The sequence below is a fragment of the Paraburkholderia sp. J69-1 genome, from assembly GCF_905220255.1.
GTDB lineage: Bacteria > Pseudomonadota > Gammaproteobacteria > Burkholderiales > Burkholderiaceae > Paraburkholderia.
The window spans coordinates 217,842-234,654 of record NZ_CAJMZG010000001.1 but is presented as its reverse complement, the minus strand read 5'-3'; the positions used below and the strand labels follow the sequence as shown (position 1 = coordinate 234,654).

Annotated in this window: 10 protein-coding genes; 4 read left to right on the top strand and 6 right to left on the bottom strand. The window is 65.8% G+C overall.

Features of this window, described 5'->3' with window-relative positions; all coding sequences use genetic code 11:
• Positions 1 to 56 precede the first annotated feature (56 nt).
• The gene (gene dnaK / locus U5A67_RS01140; RefSeq protein ID WP_205981367.1) at positions 57 to 2,009 is read right to left on the bottom strand and encodes a molecular chaperone DnaK; all 1,953 of its coding nucleotides are present in this window, start codon (positions 2,007 to 2,009) and stop codon (positions 57 to 59) included.
• Positions 2,010 to 2,353: 344 nt separating this feature from the next.
• A complete protein-coding gene (gene grpE / locus U5A67_RS01135; protein WP_205981368.1) occupies positions 2,354 to 2,914 on the bottom strand; it encodes a nucleotide exchange factor GrpE in 561 nt (186 codons plus the stop codon).
• A gap of 373 nt (positions 2,915 to 3,287) precedes the next feature.
• Here grpE and U5A67_RS01130 point away from each other — a divergent pair, with 373 nt between their 5' ends.
• Positions 3,288 to 3,449, top strand: coding sequence for a hypothetical protein (locus U5A67_RS01130; protein WP_321815986.1), 162 nt, complete (start codon positions 3,288 to 3,290; stop codon positions 3,447 to 3,449).
• Here U5A67_RS01130 and U5A67_RS01125 read toward each other — a convergent pair.
• The 3 genes from U5A67_RS01125 to hrcA all read right to left on the bottom strand — a co-directional run bounded on the left by U5A67_RS01125 (position 3,421) and on the right by hrcA (position 6,183).
• On the bottom strand, positions 3,421 to 3,828 hold the full coding sequence (locus U5A67_RS01125) for an RNA-binding S4 domain-containing protein (protein ID WP_205981369.1): 408 nt from the start codon (positions 3,826 to 3,828) through the stop codon (positions 3,421 to 3,423). The two genes, U5A67_RS01130 and U5A67_RS01125, sit on opposite strands and share 29 nt — an antisense overlap.
• Before the next feature lie 53 nt (positions 3,829 to 3,881).
• Positions 3,882 to 4,949: a ferrochelatase gene (hemH, locus tag U5A67_RS01120; protein WP_321815985.1), complete on the bottom strand. Its 1,068-nt coding sequence runs from the start codon at positions 4,947 to 4,949 to the stop codon at positions 3,882 to 3,884.
• Between the two features lie 214 nt (positions 4,950 to 5,163).
• Entirely contained in the window at positions 5,164 to 6,183 is a 1,020-nt protein-coding gene (hrcA, locus tag U5A67_RS01115; RefSeq protein ID WP_205981371.1) for a heat-inducible transcriptional repressor HrcA, read from the bottom strand.
• A gap of 266 nt (positions 6,184 to 6,449) precedes the next feature.
• Here hrcA and U5A67_RS01110 point away from each other — a divergent pair, with 266 nt between their 5' ends.
• Positions 6,450 to 7,370, top strand: a complete 921-nt coding sequence (locus tag U5A67_RS01110) for an NAD kinase (protein ID WP_205981372.1) — start codon at positions 6,450 to 6,452, stop codon at positions 7,368 to 7,370.
• 124 nt (positions 7,371 to 7,494) lie between these two features.
• Positions 7,495 to 9,177, top strand: coding sequence for a DNA repair protein RecN (gene recN, locus U5A67_RS01105; protein ID WP_205981373.1), 1,683 nt, complete (start codon positions 7,495 to 7,497; stop codon positions 9,175 to 9,177).
• Between the two features lie 22 nt (positions 9,178 to 9,199).
• On the opposite strand, the gene glnE is transcribed toward recN, so the two are convergent.
• Positions 9,200 to 12,040, bottom strand: a complete 2,841-nt coding sequence (gene glnE, locus U5A67_RS01100; protein ID WP_321815984.1) for a bifunctional [glutamate--ammonia ligase]-adenylyl-L-tyrosine phosphorylase/[glutamate--ammonia-ligase] adenylyltransferase — start codon at positions 12,038 to 12,040, stop codon at positions 9,200 to 9,202.
• 285 nt (positions 12,041 to 12,325) lie between these two features.
• Between glnE and U5A67_RS01095 the strand changes: the two genes are divergently transcribed.
• On the top strand, positions 12,326 to 16,747 hold the full coding sequence (locus U5A67_RS01095) for a YhdP family protein (RefSeq protein ID WP_321815983.1): 4,422 nt from the start codon (positions 12,326 to 12,328) through the stop codon (positions 16,745 to 16,747).
• The last annotated feature ends 66 nt before the right edge of the window (positions 16,748 to 16,813 follow it).

Genomic DNA, 16,813 nt, shown 5'->3' with positions numbered 1-16,813 from the left:
CGTCCTCGTTGCGTTGGCCACAACCGGAAACGGTTGCGGCCTCGGCATGCGGACGCTTAGTCCTTCTTGACTTCCTTGAACTCGGCGTCGACGACGTCGTCGGCCTGGTTCTGCGCGCCTTGTTCGGCACCGGCTGCACCTGCAGCGCCGGCCGCGCCAGCAGCACCTGCCTGCTGTGCCTGCATGTCGGCGTACATTTTTTCGCCGAGCTTCTGCGAAGCCGTGGACAGCGTTTCGACCTTCGCGTCGATCGTCGCCTTGTCAGCCGACGAATCCTTCAGCGTGTCTTCGAGGTCCTTCAGCGCGGCTTCGATCTTGTCCTTTTCGGACGCGTCGATCTTGTCGCCGTACTCGGCCACGGCCTTCTTCGTGCTGTGAACCAGCGCGTCGCCCTGGTTGCGCGCGTCGGCCAGCTCACGCAGACGGTGATCTTCTTCCGCGTTCGCTTCGGCGTCCTTCACCATCTTCTCGATTTCGGCTTCGGACAGACCCGAGTTCGCCTTGATCGTGATGCGGTTTTCCTTGCCGGTCGCCTTGTCCTTCGCGCCGACGTGCAGAATGCCGTTCGCGTCGATGTCGAAGCTCACTTCGATCTGCGGCACGCCGCGCGGTGCGGGCGGGATGCCTTCGAGGTTGAACTCGCCCAGCAGCTTGTTGCCCGCTGCCATTTCGCGTTCGCCCTGGAACACCTTGATCGTCACGGCCGACTGGCTGTCGTCAGCCGTCGAGTAGACCTGAGCGTGCTTGGTCGGGATCGTGGTGTTCTTGTTGATCATCTTCGTCATCACGCCGCCGAGCGTCTCGATACCGAGCGAGAGCGGGGTGACGTCGAGCAGCAGCACGTCCTTGCGGTCGCCCGACAGAACCTGGCCTTGAATCGCGGCGCCAACGGCGACGGCTTCGTCCGGGTTCACGTCACGGCGCGGGTCCTTGCCGAAGAACTCCTTGACCTTCTCCTGCACCTTCGGCATACGCGTCTGGCCGCCGACGAGAATCACGTCGTCGATGTCGCTCACCTTCACGCCTGCGTCCTTGATCGCGACGCGAGCCGGCTCGATGGTGCGCTCGATCAGGTCTTCGACCAGCGCTTCCAGCTTGGCGCGCGTGATCTTCAGGTTCAAGTGCTTCGGACCCGATGCGTCTGCCGTGATGTACGGCAGGTTGATTTCGGTCTGCTGGCCCGACGACAGTTCGATCTTGGCCTTTTCAGCGGCTTCCTTCAGGCGTTGCAGCGCGAGCACGTCCTTCGAGAGGTCGACGCCCTGCTCTTTCTTGAATTCGCCGATGATGTAATCGATGATGCGCTGGTCGAAGTCTTCGCCGCCGAGGAACGTGTCGCCGTTGGTCGAGAGCACTTCGAACTGCATTTCGCCGTCCACATCTGCGATTTCGATGATCGAGATGTCGAACGTGCCGCCGCCCAGGTCGAACACGGCGATCTTGCGGTCGCCCTTTTCAGCCTTGTCCAGACCGAATGCCAGTGCGGCTGCGGTCGGCTCGTTGATGATGCGCTTGACTTCCAGGCCGGCGATGCGGCCTGCGTCCTTGGTGGCTTGACGCTGGCTATCGTTGAAGTACGCGGGAACCGTGATCACGGCTTCCGTGACCGGCTCGCCGAGGTAGTCTTCAGCGGTCTTCTTCATCTTGCGCAGAACTTCAGCCGACACCTGCGACGGTGCGAGGTTCTGGCCGTGTGCTGCAACCCATGCGTCGCCGTTGTCGTGCTTGACGATCTGGTAGGGCATCAGGTTGATGTCCTTCTGCACTTCCTTTTCGTCGAAGCGGCGGCCGATCAGGCGCTTGACGGCGTACAGCGTGTTGCGCGGGTTCGTGACCGATTGACGCTTGGCCGGCGCGCCGACCAGCACTTCGTTGTCGTCCATGTAGGCGATGATCGACGGCGTCGTGCGAGCGCCTTCCGAGTTCTCGATCACCTTGACCTGATTGCCTTCCATCAGCGCCACGCACGAGTTCGTGGTGCCGAGGTCGATACCGATGATTTTGCCCATTTTTCTCAATTCTCCAATTTTGATCCGCTGTTGCGTACCGCCGCTCATCTTGTGGCTGGCGTGAACGCCTCAATAAATTCAGAACTGCTGCCCAAATAAGTGCCGAGACGGCGTTTTCAAGAGCTTTGGGCTATGCGTTCGTTGTTTTTTTTCAATCGGGGAGGCATTTTCGCGATGTTCGGGAAAATGCGCCACCCTTCGCTTTCGAATGCCTTTCATAAAGGCCGTTGGCAGCGATTTTTCAGGCGAAATTCGAAGCGCTGGTCGGGCGACCGGTTACGGCAGTTATCGACCGAACCGGGCCCTTTATTGAGGGTGCTGCGCGTTTCTGCTTATCTGCCTGCTTACTTCGGCTGGGAAACCGTGACCAGCGCCGGACGCAGCACGCGCTCGGCGATCACGTAGCCCTTTTGCAGGACCGAAACGACCGTGTTGGCGTCCTGTTCCGACGGCACCATCGAAATCGCCTGATGGCGGTGCGGATCGAACTTCTCGCCAACCGGGTTGATCGCAACGACCTTGCCCTTCTCCAGCGCGCCGCTCAGTTGCTTGAGCGTGAGTTCGACGCCTTCGTTGACCTTGGCGAGGTCATCCGAGCCGTGCGCGAGCGCGGCTTCGAGGCTGTCGACCACCGGCAGCAGGTGTTCCGCGAAGCTTTCGATCGCGAACTTGTGCGCCTTGCTGACGTCTTCCTGGGCGCGGCGGCGGACGTTTTCCGTCTCGGCCTTGGCGCGCATGAACGCGTCCTGCAGCTCGGCGATCTTTGCCTGCGCTTCGGCCAGCGCGGCGTCCGCGCCTTCGGCTGCCGGCGCTGCGCCTTCCTGCTGGGCGGCGGCAGCGGCTTGCGACGCCTCGTCCGCGGGCGTGGGGTTCTGGCTCGTCGGGTTCTCTTGCGTGTTTTCCATGTCGCTGAACGTCGTTGAATAGTAAAAAAGGGAACGAAGCGCGGACCATCTGGACCTGCTGCCCGCGGCACGTTGCGCCAGCGCGACAGATGCTTCGTACATTGCGACAGCACATGGGTGCCGGATCGCCTGTTTCAAGGGCTTCCCAGCGCTTTTTTAGACAAACATCAAAGCGCCGAAACTGCCCGTTACAACCATTACTGCAGCGCGGAAAAAATCGGATTGAGTGCGCCGCGCGGCTGACCTACACTCAGGAACAGGTGCTGCTCCAAGGGTGTTTACCCGGAGCTTTCAGCACCCCACCGAACCGGTCCGCACGCACCACAACGGGCCATCTGACTGGCCGTTTTGCAGCGATCCCTTGGGGAGTACCGTGAAACTGACCTTTGCCATCTCGGTGGTCGCTCTGGTACTCATCGCCGGAACCACCACCATCTGCATGTCCGGCGCCGTGAACGACAACACCACGGAATACGGGAGCGCGCACGCCACCATGGAAGCGCTCTTCAATCCTCACGCGAAAGTTTGTCGATAGTGCGCCGGTCGCGCTTGGTCGGCCTGCCGTGCAACGCGGAGGCCGGCTCGCGAAAGATCCTGCGCCTCTCCTGTTCGGCCGCGCGCCTCGTGCGGCCTTCCTCTGTTTCCGCATAAAGCGACTGCGCGATGCTCGCCGGGCCGCGGACGTCGCAGATTCCCAGCACATCCACTTCCCATCGCACGTGATCGATCTCGATTTCGACACGATCCCCCACGCGCACGTCCTTCGACGCCTTCACGGCTTCGCCGCCAATGCGCACATGGCCCTTGCCGACGGCGTCCGTCGCCAGCGAGCGTGTCTTGAAAAAGCGCGCCGCCCACAGCCATTTGTCGATGCGCAGACGCGCGCCGGGTTCGGTGGAAATCTTGTAGTTCATACGTGACGCTCTGCTGACAATCCTCGTGCTGGACCCGGTGTCTTGCGACTCGATCAGGCCACCGCGCCCGCATGCGCCGGCGCCTGCACCGGCCAGCCTTGCAGGTTCTGCGCAACGATCTCTCCCAGCGCTGAAATCCACGCGGGCGAGTTGTTCAGGCACGGAATCCGATGGAATTCCTTGCCGCCGCCGTGCAGGAATTCGTCGCGCACTTCCATGCCGATTTCCTCGATGGTTTCGAGGCAATCGGCCGTAAAACCGGGACAAAACACATCGGCGCGACGCACGCCGCCCTGCCCCAATTCCTTGAGCGTGGGCGCCGTGTAGGGCTGCAGCCATTGCGCCTTGCCGAAGCGCGACTGGAACGTCACGCGGCATTCGACCGTCGAGAGACCCAGCGCATGCATGAGCAGCGAAGCGGTCTGCTGGCATTGGTCGTGATACGGATCGCCGAGATCGAGCGTGCGGCTCGGCACGCCATGGAAGCTGAGCACGAGGCGGTCGCCGGACGCGAAATCGGGCCGGCCATGCGCCTGCCAGTACTGCTGCACCTGAGCCGCCAGCGCGCCGATATAGGCCGGATGGTCGTGATACGCACGCACCGTGCGGATTTCCGGCTGGTTGCGCATACGCCGCAGTGCAGCAAAAGCGGCGTCGAAAGCGGTGGCCGTGGTCGACGCCGAATACTGCGGATACATCGGCACGAGCAGGATGCGCTCGGCGCCCGCGAGCTTGAGCTGATTGAGCATCGCGGGGATGTCGGGCGTGCCGTAGCGCATCGCGTAATCGACGAGCACGGTGTAATCGTTGATGTGCAACAGATGGCGCAGGCCGTCGGTCTGCTTTTGCGTGTGCACGCGCAGCGGCGAGCCTTCGGGCGTCCAGACCGCCGCATATTTCTTCGCCGACGAACGGCCGCGCAGCGGCAGAATCAGCGCGCGCAGGATCACCTGCCAGATGGGCGCAGGAATCTCGACCACGCGCGGATCGGACAGAAACTGCGCGAGATAGCGGCGCACGGCGCGCGGCGTGGGCGCGTCTGGCGTGCCCAGATTGATCAGCAGCACCGCGACACGATGCGCAACAGCGGACTGCAGGGGCCGCTCCAGGTCGAAACGCATAGGCGATCAGAGACGCCACGCGCGGGGCGCGGCAACGGTTGCACAAGTGCGCATTATAGCGGCCACGCCGATGGCCAACTGAGCGCGCTTGCGGCGCGAACCCGCACGCTGGCCATTCGGCCAATGGCGCGGCGCGCCGCTTCGGGCGATCATGCTGGCAGGCGGTGAGGGGAAACGCGACGGCAAACCGGGAAGCGACAGGAGCGCGGGTATGTCAGTTCTGGCTAAGCGTGAGCGAAAGCAGCCGCGCGGTGATATCCACAATCGGAATCACGCGGTTGTAGGCCATGCGCGTCGGCCCGATCACGCCCAGCGTGCCGACGATCTTGCCGTTGACTTCGTACGGCGCGGTCACCACGCTCATTTCCTCGATCGGCACGAGTTGAGATTCGCCGCCGATGAAGATCTGCACGCCTTGCGCGTGGCTGGACACGTCCAGCAGTTGCAGCAGGCTGGTTTTCTGGTCGAACACGTCGAACAGCTTGCGCAGGCGCGCCATGTCCGACGAAAGATCGGCCACTTCGAGCAGGTTGCGCTCGCCGGAGATCAGCACGGTCTCGCCGGTATCGGTGTCCTCGGTACTGGCGGTCACGGCCGCGTGCATGAGGGTGGTCATGTCGCCGCGCAGGGCGTCGATTTCCTCGCGCAGGCGGCGGCGCACATCGTCGAAGGAGAGACCCGCGAAATGCGCGTTGATGTAATTCGAAGCTTCGATCAGCTCGGAAGGCGTGAAGTCGCGCTGCGTCGCCATGATGCGGTTCTGCACGTCGCCTTCGGGCGTGACGATGATCAGCAAGATGCGCTTGTCCGACAGGCGCATGAACTCGATCTGCTTGAACACGTGGCTGCGGCGCGGCGTGAGCACCACGCCCGCGAACTGCGAAAGGTTCGACAGCACGCTGGCTGCCGCCGCCACCACCTTCTGCGGCTCGCCGGGGCGCAGCGTGGTCTTGACCGCGCGCGTGAGGGCGTCTTCGTCGGCCGAGGGCTCGACGGTGAGCATGGTGTCGACGAACAGACGATAGCCGCGCGGCGTAGGCACGCGCCCGGCCGAGGTGTGCGGGCTGGAAACGAGTCCCAGCTCCTCCAGGTCCGACATCACGTTGCGGATCGTCGCCGGGCTCAGTTCGAGGCCGGAGAATCGCGACAGCGTGCGCGAGCCAACCGGCTGACCTTCGGCGATATATCGCTCGATCAGCGTTTTGAGGAGGGTTTGTGCGCGGGGATCTAGCATGACTGAAAATTCTAGCCTAATGCCGGGTTGGCGGCGAGTCGGGGGTGCACGCCCTCACGTGCAAGGCGCCGCCGGATGGGGCGCGCGCAGGCTTTTGCAGGAGCGATGCGGTGCGCTTCGCCGTCATCCGCGGGTCATGCGGATGTCAACGCCGTGTCACCGCCTTATGCGCAGCGCGCCTGAAAATCAGCCGCTGGCCCGCCCCGGTTGGGCGGGAGCGCGGTTCCCAGGTTCTTTTCATGCACTGACTATGGTGTAATGCCGGCATGCAGATCCAGAAGATCCAGAGCCAGTTCAAAACGGTTGCGCTCGTTGGGCGCAGCAATACGCAAGGCATCGGCGAGCCGCTGACGGCGCTCGCCCAGACCATCTCGCAGCGCGGCTTCGAAGTTGTGTTCGAAGCACAGACCGCCCAGGAGATCGGCGTCGCAGGCTATCCCGCGTTGCAGATCGCCGAAATCGGCGCGCGCGCGGATGTCGCCGTGGTGCTCGGCGGCGACGGCACGATGCTCGGCATCGGCCGCCAGCTCGCGCCCTACCGCACGCCGCTGATCGGCATCAACCACGGGCGGCTGGGCTTTATCACCGACATCCCGTTCTCCGACATGCAGGAAGTCGTGCCGCAACTGCTCGCGGGCAGCTTCGAGCGCGAGGAGCGTTCGCTGCTCGAATCGCGCATCATGCGTGACGGCGACCCGATCTACCACGCGCTCGCCTTCAACGACGTGGTCGTGAACCGCAGCGGCTTTTCGGGCATGGCGGAACTGCGCGTGCACGTGGACGGCCGTTTCATGTACAACCAGCGCTCGGACGGCCTGATCGTCGCCACGCCCACGGGCTCGACGGCCTATGCGCTGTCGTCGCAGGGGCCGATCCTGCATCCGCAACTGCAAGGCATCGTGCTCGTGCCGATCGCGCCGCATGCGCTCTCGAACCGCCCGATCGTGCTGCCCGACGACTGCAAGGTGAGCATCCAGATCGTCGCGGGCCGCGACGTCAACGTGAACTTCGACATGCAGTCGTTCACGGCCGTCGAACTCAACGACGTGATCGAAGTGCGCCGCTCGCGCCATACCGTGCCCTTCCTGCATCCGGTCGGCTACAGCTATTACCGGACGCTGCGTCAGAAACTGCACTGGAACGAGCCGCCCGCACTGCAGAATCTGTCGAGCGAGCCGCAGGACTGACGCACTCCCCGATTCGCGGATCGCGCGCCGGGCCGTAGTGCGTATGACGGCGAACCGTGCGCGCAGCCGCGATCAACCAGAACATCGAACCGGCGCCATCGCCATCCGCCAGATTCAAGACGCCATGCTCCGTCATCTCTCGATTCGCGACTTCGTGATCGTCGCCGCGCTCGACCTCGAATTCGACAGCGGCTTCACCGTGTTTTCCGGCGAAACCGGCGCGGGCAAGTCGATTCTTATCGACGCCCTGGCGCTCGCGCTCGGTGCGCGCGCCGATGCTGGCGTCGTGCGCACGGGCGAGAGCCGCGCCGACATCACCGCCGAATTCGACGCGCCGCCGCACGTGGCGGCCTGGCTCGACGAGCAGGCGCTCGCCAACAGCGATGGCGAAAACGGCGTGATCCTGCGCCGCGTGGTCGACAGCAACGGCCGCTCGCGCGCCTTCATCAACGGCACGCCGGCCACGCTCGCGCAACTGCGCGACATCGGCGAACGGCTGGTCGATATTCACGGCCAGCACGCGCACCAGTTGCTGATGCGCCCGGACTCGCAGCGCGAACTGTTCGACACGCACGCGGGCCTGACCGAACTGGCTGCGCGCGTGACGCGCGTCTGGCGCGATGCCCGCGACGCGCGCTACGCGGTGCAAACTGCCCAGTCGCGCGACCGCGAACTGCAACTCGAACGCGAACGCCTCGCCTGGCAACTGGCCGAACTGGACAAACTCTCGCCGCAGCCCGGCGAATGGGAAGAAGTGAGCGCGGAGCACACGCGCCTGTCGAATTCGGCGAACCTGATCGAGGGCGTGCAAGGCGCGCTGGTGGCGTTGTCGGAATCGGACGAAGCGATGATTTCGCAGTTGAATTCGATCGTCTCGAAGCTGCGCGATCTGGCCGAAGTCGATGGCGCGCTCGGCGACGCGCTTGCCGCACTCGAACCGGCCACGATCCAGCTTCAGGAAGCGGCCTACTCGCTCTCGCATTACGCGCAGCGGCTCGAACTCGATCCGAACCGGCTCGCGCAGGTCGAAAAGCGCCTCGACGCGCTGCATTCGGCATCGCGCAAATTCCGTTTGCAGCCGGAAGCGCTGCCCACCGAACATGCCTCGCGCCGCCAGCAACTGGCGCTGCTCGACGCCGCATCGGATCTCGACGCCTTGCGCGCAGCCGCCGATAAGGCCAACGAAGCCTATCTCGTCGAAGCACGCAAGCTATCCAAGGCGCGTGCCGGCGCCGCACAGGCACTCGGCGCGGCGGTCACGCAAGGCATGCAGGAATTGTCGATGGCGGGCGGCAGCTTCGAAGTCGCGCTGGTGCCGCTCGGCGGCAATAGCGGCAACGGCGAACCGGTCGGCGGCGCGCACGGTCTGGAGCAGATCGAGTTCCGCGTCGCGGGCCACGCGGGCGTGCCGCTGCGCCCGCTCGCGAAGATCGCCTCGGGCGGCGAACTCGCGCGGATCAGCCTTGCGCTCGCCGTGATCGCGAGCGCCGCGAGCCCCACGCCCACGCTGATCTTCGACGAAGTGGATACGGGCATTGGCGGCGGCGTCGCCGAAGTGGTCGGGCGTCTGCTGCATCAACTCGGGCAGGCGCGCCAGGTGCTGTGCGTCACGCACTTGCCGCAGGTGGCCGCGCGCGGCGATCAGCACTTCCAGGTGGCGAAAGCCGGCGACGGCAATGGCGGCACGGTGTCGGCGGTCACGCCGCTCGATAAAACCGGCCGCGTCGAGGAAGTCGCCCGCATGCTCGGCGGGCTGGAAATCACCGCCACCACGCGGCGGCATGCGAAGGAGATGCTGGCGGCTTGAGGTTCAGCGTCCGCCAACGCCCTCACTCCCCGCCCCGCTCCCCGAACACCCGCTTCCACAGCGCCAGCACGACCTCGCGCTCGCGCTCCACACGCGCCGGGTCGACGCGCGCCGTCTCCATGCCGTCGAGCCGCAGTTGATGCTGCAGCTTCCGGTACAGCCGGTACGCCGCGCCGATCGTATCGGCTTCTTCCTCGCTCATCAGCCCGAAGCGCGACACTTCGCGCACCAGCGCAATATTGCCGGTATTGCGGATCAGCTCCGGGTCCTGCGCCGCGTGCAGCAGCACCCAGTACTGCACCGTGAACTCGATATCGACCATACCGCCGCGATCGTGCTTGAGATCGAATAGCGCCGTGCGATTCGGATGCCCCTCCTGCACGCGCTGACGCATCTCGACGATCTCCTGCGCAAGCGGCGCCGCATCGCGCGGCGTCGTCAGCACCTGCACGCGAATCGCCTCGAAGGCATTGCCGATGGCCGCATCGCCCGCCGAAAAGCGCGCGCGCGTCAGCGCCTGGTGCTCCCAGACCCACGCCGTATTGGCCGCATCGCCTTCGCGCAACTGATAGCGGCGGAACGAGCCGAGATCGGTCACGAGCAGGCCCGATTCGCCATTGGGCCGCAGCCGCAGATCGATGTCGAACAGCGTGCCCGCGCCCGTCGCCGTGGTCAGCCAGGTGATCAGGCGGCGCGCGAAGGCCGCGTAGATTTCGGCGGCGCGATCGTCCTCGTCGTCATAGAGGAAGATGATGTCGAGGTCCGACGCGTAGCCCAGCTCCTTGCCGCCCAGCTTGCCGTAGGCGATCGCCGCAAAGCGCGGCACGTCGCGATGTCGCTTCGAAAACTGCTTCCAGACGGTTTCGATGGTGACGTCGAGCACCGCATCGGCGAGTTCGGAAAGCCGGTCGCTCACGTGTTCGACCGACAGCCGCCCGGCCAGGTCGTTGAGCAGAATGCGGAACACTTCGGCCTGGTGCGCGTGACGCAGCAGGTCCATCTGCTGCTCGACATCGGCGGCGGCGCTCATGCGCGCACGCAGCAGACGCGAGAACTCGGGCCAGTCGAACGGCGAGGAAATCGCTTCGTCGTCGAGCAGTTCGTCGAGCAGTTGCGGATGGCGGATCAGATAGCCCGCCGCCCAGCGCGACGCGCCCAGCACCTTGAGCACGCGGTTGAGCGCGTCCGGGTATTCGGTCAGCAGCGCGAGATAGGCGCCGCGCCGGATCACCGCTTCGAGCAGGTCGAACATGCGCGCGAGCGTGTCGCCGCGCCGCTCGCGCGGCTCCAGCGTGCGCGCGGCTTCGAGCGCGCGTTTGGCGACGCTGTCGAAGCGCTCGCGGCTCTTTTCCGGCAACCCGGTGTAACGCGACGATTGCCACAAGCCGCGCAGACGCGCGAGCAGCGGCGCCGGATCGTCGATGCCGAGTTCGGCGAGCCGCGCGAGCAGGTCGCCGTCCGCGCTTTCTTCGGCCAGCGCGCCGCTCCAGACCCACGCGGCCGCGCCGTCGTCGGGCGCGCCGCAGCCGCTTTCGCCGCCCACCTTGTCGGAAAAGATCTGGTCGAACTGCTGCTCGACCTTCTCGCGATGCGCTTCGAGCGCCACCATCAGCGCGGCGTAATCGGCGTAACCCATGGTCTGCGCGAGCGCCGCGCGCTCGGTTTCGTCGACGGGCATGGCGTGCGTCTGCGCGTCGTCGCGATATTGCAGACGGTGTTCGAGTTCGCGCAGGAAGTTGTAGGCGAGCGTCAGGTCGTGGCAGACCTCGGGCGCAATCAGGCCGCGCGCGGCCGCGTAGCCGAGCACGGCGAGCGTCGGGCGCACCCGGAAGCCCGCGTCCTGGCCGCCGCGAATCAGCTGGAACACCTGGGCGCTGAATTCGATTTCGCGGATGCCGCCGCGCCCGAGCTTGATGTCGTCGGCTTTATCGGGGCGCATCATGGCGCGGCGCTGCGCTTCCTGACGAATCTGCAGATGCAGCGAGCGGATCGCGCTGATCACGCCAAAATCCAGATAACGGCGATAAACGAAGGGCTTCACCAGCGAATCGAGTTGCGTGGCGAGGCGCAGGGCGCTCTCGCTCTCGCTCTCGCGCTCGGAAACGAGACGGCCCTTGATCCACGCGTAGCGCTCCCACTCGCGGCCCTGCACGTAGAAATATTCTTCGAGCATGCCGAGGCTGCACACGAGCGGCCCGGAATCGCCGTTCGGCCGCAGACGCATATCCACGCGGAACACGAAGCCGTCCGCCGTCACATCCGAAAGCGCGCCGATCAGCCGCTTGCCCACGCGCGTGAAAAAATCCTGGGTGGCGATGGGCGAACGCTGGCCGCCGGTGGTTTCGCCATCGTCTTCGTAGACGAAGATCAGGTCGATGTCCGAGGACACATTGAGCTCGCGCCCGCCGAGCTTGCCCATGCCGACCACGCCCAGCGTCAGACGCTCGCCGTTGGGGCCGCGCGGTTCGCCGAACAGCGTTTCGAGGTCGGCGCTCACGACTGCCAGCGCACGCTGGATCGCCACTTCGGCCAGATCGGTCATGGTGCCGGTGACTTCGGCGACATCGGCGTTGCGCGCGAGATCGCGCTCCATCACCGCGCAGATGACTTCGGCGCGCAACTGGCGCAGCGCTTTTTTCAGTTGCTCGTCGGTCAGCGTGGGAACCGTGGCGGGAACAGCGGCGGCACCGGCGGGCGTGCCGCTTGCTTGCAGACACAAGGCGTCGAGCCGCGCGACGATGCGCTCGCGCGTGATGAGCGATGTGGCCAGCGCGGCGACTTCGTGCGCCAGGTCGGCACGGGCGGCGTAGACGCGCGCTGCATAGCGCGAATAACTGGAACTCAGGAGAGGAATGTCAGTCATGAAGGCTCTGGCTCGGCTGATTCGACTAATAATGTTGCGTGTAGCGCGGAGAGTGGATGACGAGGAAAGGCGATGGCGGGCAAGTCACGCGACGGCGGCCTGCGCTGATGGATTCGCCGCGCCGGGCTAAATATCGCCGGTCGCAACGCAAAATTTCCGTGCCCGAAATGCCGCTCGCCGCTCTGCCGCTTACCATTCCGGCTTCCCCGGATGGCCGGTCCCACGGCCCTGTGTGATACATTTCGTCGTCAGAACGCAACGCTACCATACCCCACCCGCCGCAGCATGTCCGAGCGTAACGATCCCGCCGGCTCGCCTCAAACCGGACAAGTCAGCCGGGAAAGCGCAGACGCGGGCCCGCAACATCATCACCCGGTCTTGCGCCACACGCTACGCGTGCTGGCGTGCATCGCGCTCGTCTTCTACTTTATCGTCGCCACGCTGCTGCTCGGGCTGCGCTATATCGTGCTGCCGCACGTGGACGATTTCCGTCCGCGCATCGAAAAGCTCGTCTCCGACAGGATTCACGCCGACTTCCGCATCGGCAAACTTTCGCCGCACTGGTCGGGCTTCCAGCCGGGCATCGACGTCGCCAATCTGACGATCCGCGACCGTCACGGCAAGCTCGCGCTCAACGTTCCGCACGCCACGGCCTCGGTCGCCTGGCGCTCGCTCGTGACGTTCGAGCCGCTGCTCTCCAGCGTGATCGTCGAGAACCCGGACGTGGCAATCGCCCGCGAAGACGACGGCACGCTCACCGTCGCTGGCGTGCCCGTGCCGACCGCCCACACCGGCAACGCCACCTTCACGACCTGGCTGATGCGCCAGCAGGCCATCGTGCTGCGCGGCGGCACGCTGCGCTGGCGCGACGCCACGCGCGACGCGCCCGAACTCAAGCTCAGCAACATCCGTCTGGCGATTCTCAACGACGGTTACGACCATCAACTGGCCCTGCAGGCGCCCGCCGAGGGTACGGTGCTGCACGGCCCGCTCGACTTCCGCGCCCAGTTCAAGCACGCGCGCTTCGCCCAGGCCGGCAAGCCGAACGCCTGGAGCGGCAGCGCGTATGTCTCGACCGGCCCCGTCGATCTGCCCACGCTCGCGCGCTATATCAACCTGCCGATCACCACGTATGCAGGCCGCATCGACAACGCAATCTGGGCGAATTTCGAAGCCGGCCGCATCGTTTCCGCCGATGGCGTACTCAACGGCAACGATGTCGCGTTGCGCGTGAAGCCCACCCAGCCGCGTCTCGATCTGCCGATCGCGAAATTCAACTGGCGCATGGGTCTCGCGCCCGGCGACTACACGCTGCAACTGCGCGACTTCCGCGCCGAACTCGGCCAACCGCCGCTCGACGACGGCACGCCGCTTACGCGCTCGCTCGCCTTCACCACGCTCGACGCGCGTTTTCGCCAGCAGACGCTGCAGAACGGCCAGCTGATTTCGGTTAAGGGCGACCGTATCGATCTGGGCATCCTCGCCGAATTCATGCGCGGCCTGCCGCTGCCGGGCCGCGTGCAGACCGCGCTCGTGCGCTTCAATCCGCGCGGACTGGTCGCCAACTACGATCTGGCGATGGAGCGCAGCAAACCCGATTCGGGCGAAGCCGCCGCCGAGCAGCGCAGCACCAGCGCCGAGCCGTTGCTCCACTACCGTTTCAAGGGCGATCTGCAGGGCTTCAGCGTCGCGGCCCAGGAACCGGGGCCGGGCCTCACGCCGCGCAACCATCCGCGCGCGGGCCTGCCGGGGGTCGAAAACCTCTGGGGGCGCATCGACGCCGACGAATCGCACGGCACGATCGACTTCGATACCGCCGACGCCGCCATCACGCTGCCGGGCGTATTCGACGATCCGCGTCTGCACTTCGACCGCCTGTGGGGCGCGGCGAAGTGGACGGTGGCCGCGCAGCGCCAGCCTGGCGACAAGATCAAGGGCTTCGACGTCAACGTGACCGAACTCGGCGTGCAGAACGCCGACGCGCGCGCCAAGATGACCGCGCACTACCGCAACCCTGGCCACGGGCGCGGCGCGCTCGACCTCGTCGCGCATTTCGATCAGGCGCAGGTGAAGGCGATTCCGCGCTATCTGCCCACCAGCATCAGCGAAAAGACCCGCACGTATCTGGGCCACGGTTTGCAGGCCGGTCTTTCGAAGGGCGCGACGATCGAGATTCACGGCGATCTCGCCCAGTTCCCCTACTCGCGCGACCCGAGCGCGGGCCAGTTCCGCATCGTCGCGCCGTTCGCGAACGGGCGCTTCGACCCGTCGCCGTTCCCGCCGAAGAAGATGCGCAACGGCGCGCCCAACGTCTGGCCGGCGTTCGATGGCATCGACGGCGTGTTCAAGCTGTCCGAAAACAAGCTGCGTTTCGATGTGGCGCACGGTCATTACCGCCGCTTCGTGCTGCATGACGTGAGCGGTCGTATCGACGAACTCGGCGTGAAGGGTTCCGATCTGGTGATCGAAGGCGCGGGTCGCGGGCCGCTCGCCGATCTGCTCGATTACGCCGATAACAGCGCGCTCGGCGCGATGTCGAAGCACGCGGCCGCGAAGGTCGAGGCGCAAGGGCCGGCCACGCTCGCGCTCAAGCTCACGATCCCGCGCAAGCCGATGCCGAAGGTGGCCGTGGCGGGCGCGGTCGGTTTCGAGAACAACACGCTTTCGGCGCACAACGTACCGCCGCTGTCGAACCTCAACGGCCGCGTGCGCTTCACCAACCGCAGCGCCCAGGTCGAGCGGCTCACGGGCCGTTTCCTCGGCGGCGATCTGCGCGCCAACGGCGGCATGCGCGAGGACGGACACTATGACGTCAACGTCGCGGGCAATGTGGCCGTCGATGCGGCGCGCGGGCTCAATTTGCACGGCACGGCGGCGGCGGTGCTCGGGCGCTTCTCGGGCGCGGCGCCCTACTCGCTTTCGGTGACGGGCACGCGCGGCCATCTGCCCGACGTGAAGGCCAGTTCCGACCTGACCGATCTGGCCATCGACCTGCCCGCGCCGTTCGGCAAGACGGCGGGCACGCAGATGCCGCTGCGCTTCGCCTTGCAGCCCGGTCCCGGCGACGATCCCAACGCTCAGGCCGCCCCGCTTTCGGCCAGCGACGCCGCCGCGTTCCAGCACGCCGAGCTTACGCTCGGGCCGCTGGCGGCGCGTTACGTGCTGCGGCGCAATCCCGGTCATGTGCCGCAAGTCGTGCGCGGCGCGATCGGCATGAACAAGCCCGCCGATCTGCCGTCGGACGGCGTGACCGCAGCCGTCGATCTGCCCTCTTTCGATGCCGATGCGTGGCGTCGTGTGGTACAGGAACTGCGTGGGACGGCGGCGGCCAATCCTGCGGTTGCTGCAGTCGCTGCGGGTGCGACGCCAGCCAGCGCTGCGGCGTCCGCGCAGACAGGCCCGGCTGCGAGCGCTCCTCAAGCTGTCTCGCAAACGATAACGTCGACCGCGACGTCAACTGCGACGTCGACCGCGACTTCCACCGCGACATCGACCGCCACGCCGCCTGCGTCATCGCTCGCGCCGGGCGGCGCATTCGCGTCTTACGTGCCCTCGCGTTTCGCGGTCCACGTCGGCACGCTCACGCTGCTCAAGCGCCACTGGGAAAACGTGATCGTCGGCGCGTCGCGCGACGCCAACCAGTGGCAGGCCAACGTCGCCTCCAATCAGGTCTCCGGCCACGTCTCGTGGAAACCGGGCGCGGTGCCGGGATCGCCCGGCACGCTCGAAGCGCGCCTCGCGCGCCTCGTCGTGCCCGCCGCAACCGAAAACGATCTGCTCGGTCAGGCGGTCTCGCAGCCCGCGCAGAACATGCCGTCGATCGACCTCGTCGTGAACCAGCTGATCGTGCGCGGACGCGACTTCGGCCGTCTGCAGATCAACGCGCACAACTTCGACGAAAACGGCGTGCCGGTCTGGCAGCTCGACACGCTCGACATCGTCAATCCGGCTGGTCATTTCACGGCGACGGAGAACTGGCGCGCCATCGGCGACGAAACCGCTCCGGCCGATACCGCAGGCGGCGCCGCGCAGACGCCGCGCCGCACCGCGCTCGACTTCCATCTCGACATCAAGGATGCAGGCGACCTGCTCGAGCGCGCGGGCGTCGCGCACGCGATCAAGGGCGGTTCGGGCACGCTCAGCGGCAATCTCGTGTGGCGCGGCGGCCCCAGCAAACTCGACTATCCGACGCTCAACGGCAGCCTCGCGCTCGATCTGCGCCACGGCGAAATCCTCAAGATCCATCAAGGCGTGGCGACGCTGCTCGGCGTGCTGAGCCTGCAGAGTCTCGCGCGCTACGCGAGCATGGATTTCCGCGATGTGATCGGCGAAGGTCTACCGTTCACGAGCGTCACGGGCAGCGCGCAGATCCAGAACGGCATCGGCCGCACCAGCGACTTCAAGCTCGTCACCGCACCGGGCCGCGCGCAGATGATGGGCAGCGTCGATCTCGCGCATGAAACCCAGGACCTGCGCGTGCACGTGGTCCCGACGGTGAGCGCGGGCGCGGGCGTGATCGTCGCGGCGGTGATCAATCCGCTGCTCGGCCTGGGCGCGCTGCTCGGCGACATCGCGCTCTCGCACACGGTCGAAACCACCTTCGCGCGCAACTACGCCATCACCGGTTCCTGGGCCAAACCGCATGTTGAGCGACTGCTGGGCGATCAGGGTAAGATGGACGCGCAGGTTCCGGCGGCGGCGCATTGAGTTCCACATCGTCTGCCGATGATCGCTGCGAGACATGCGCCGTGCGCGTCTCGCAGCGATCCAGCA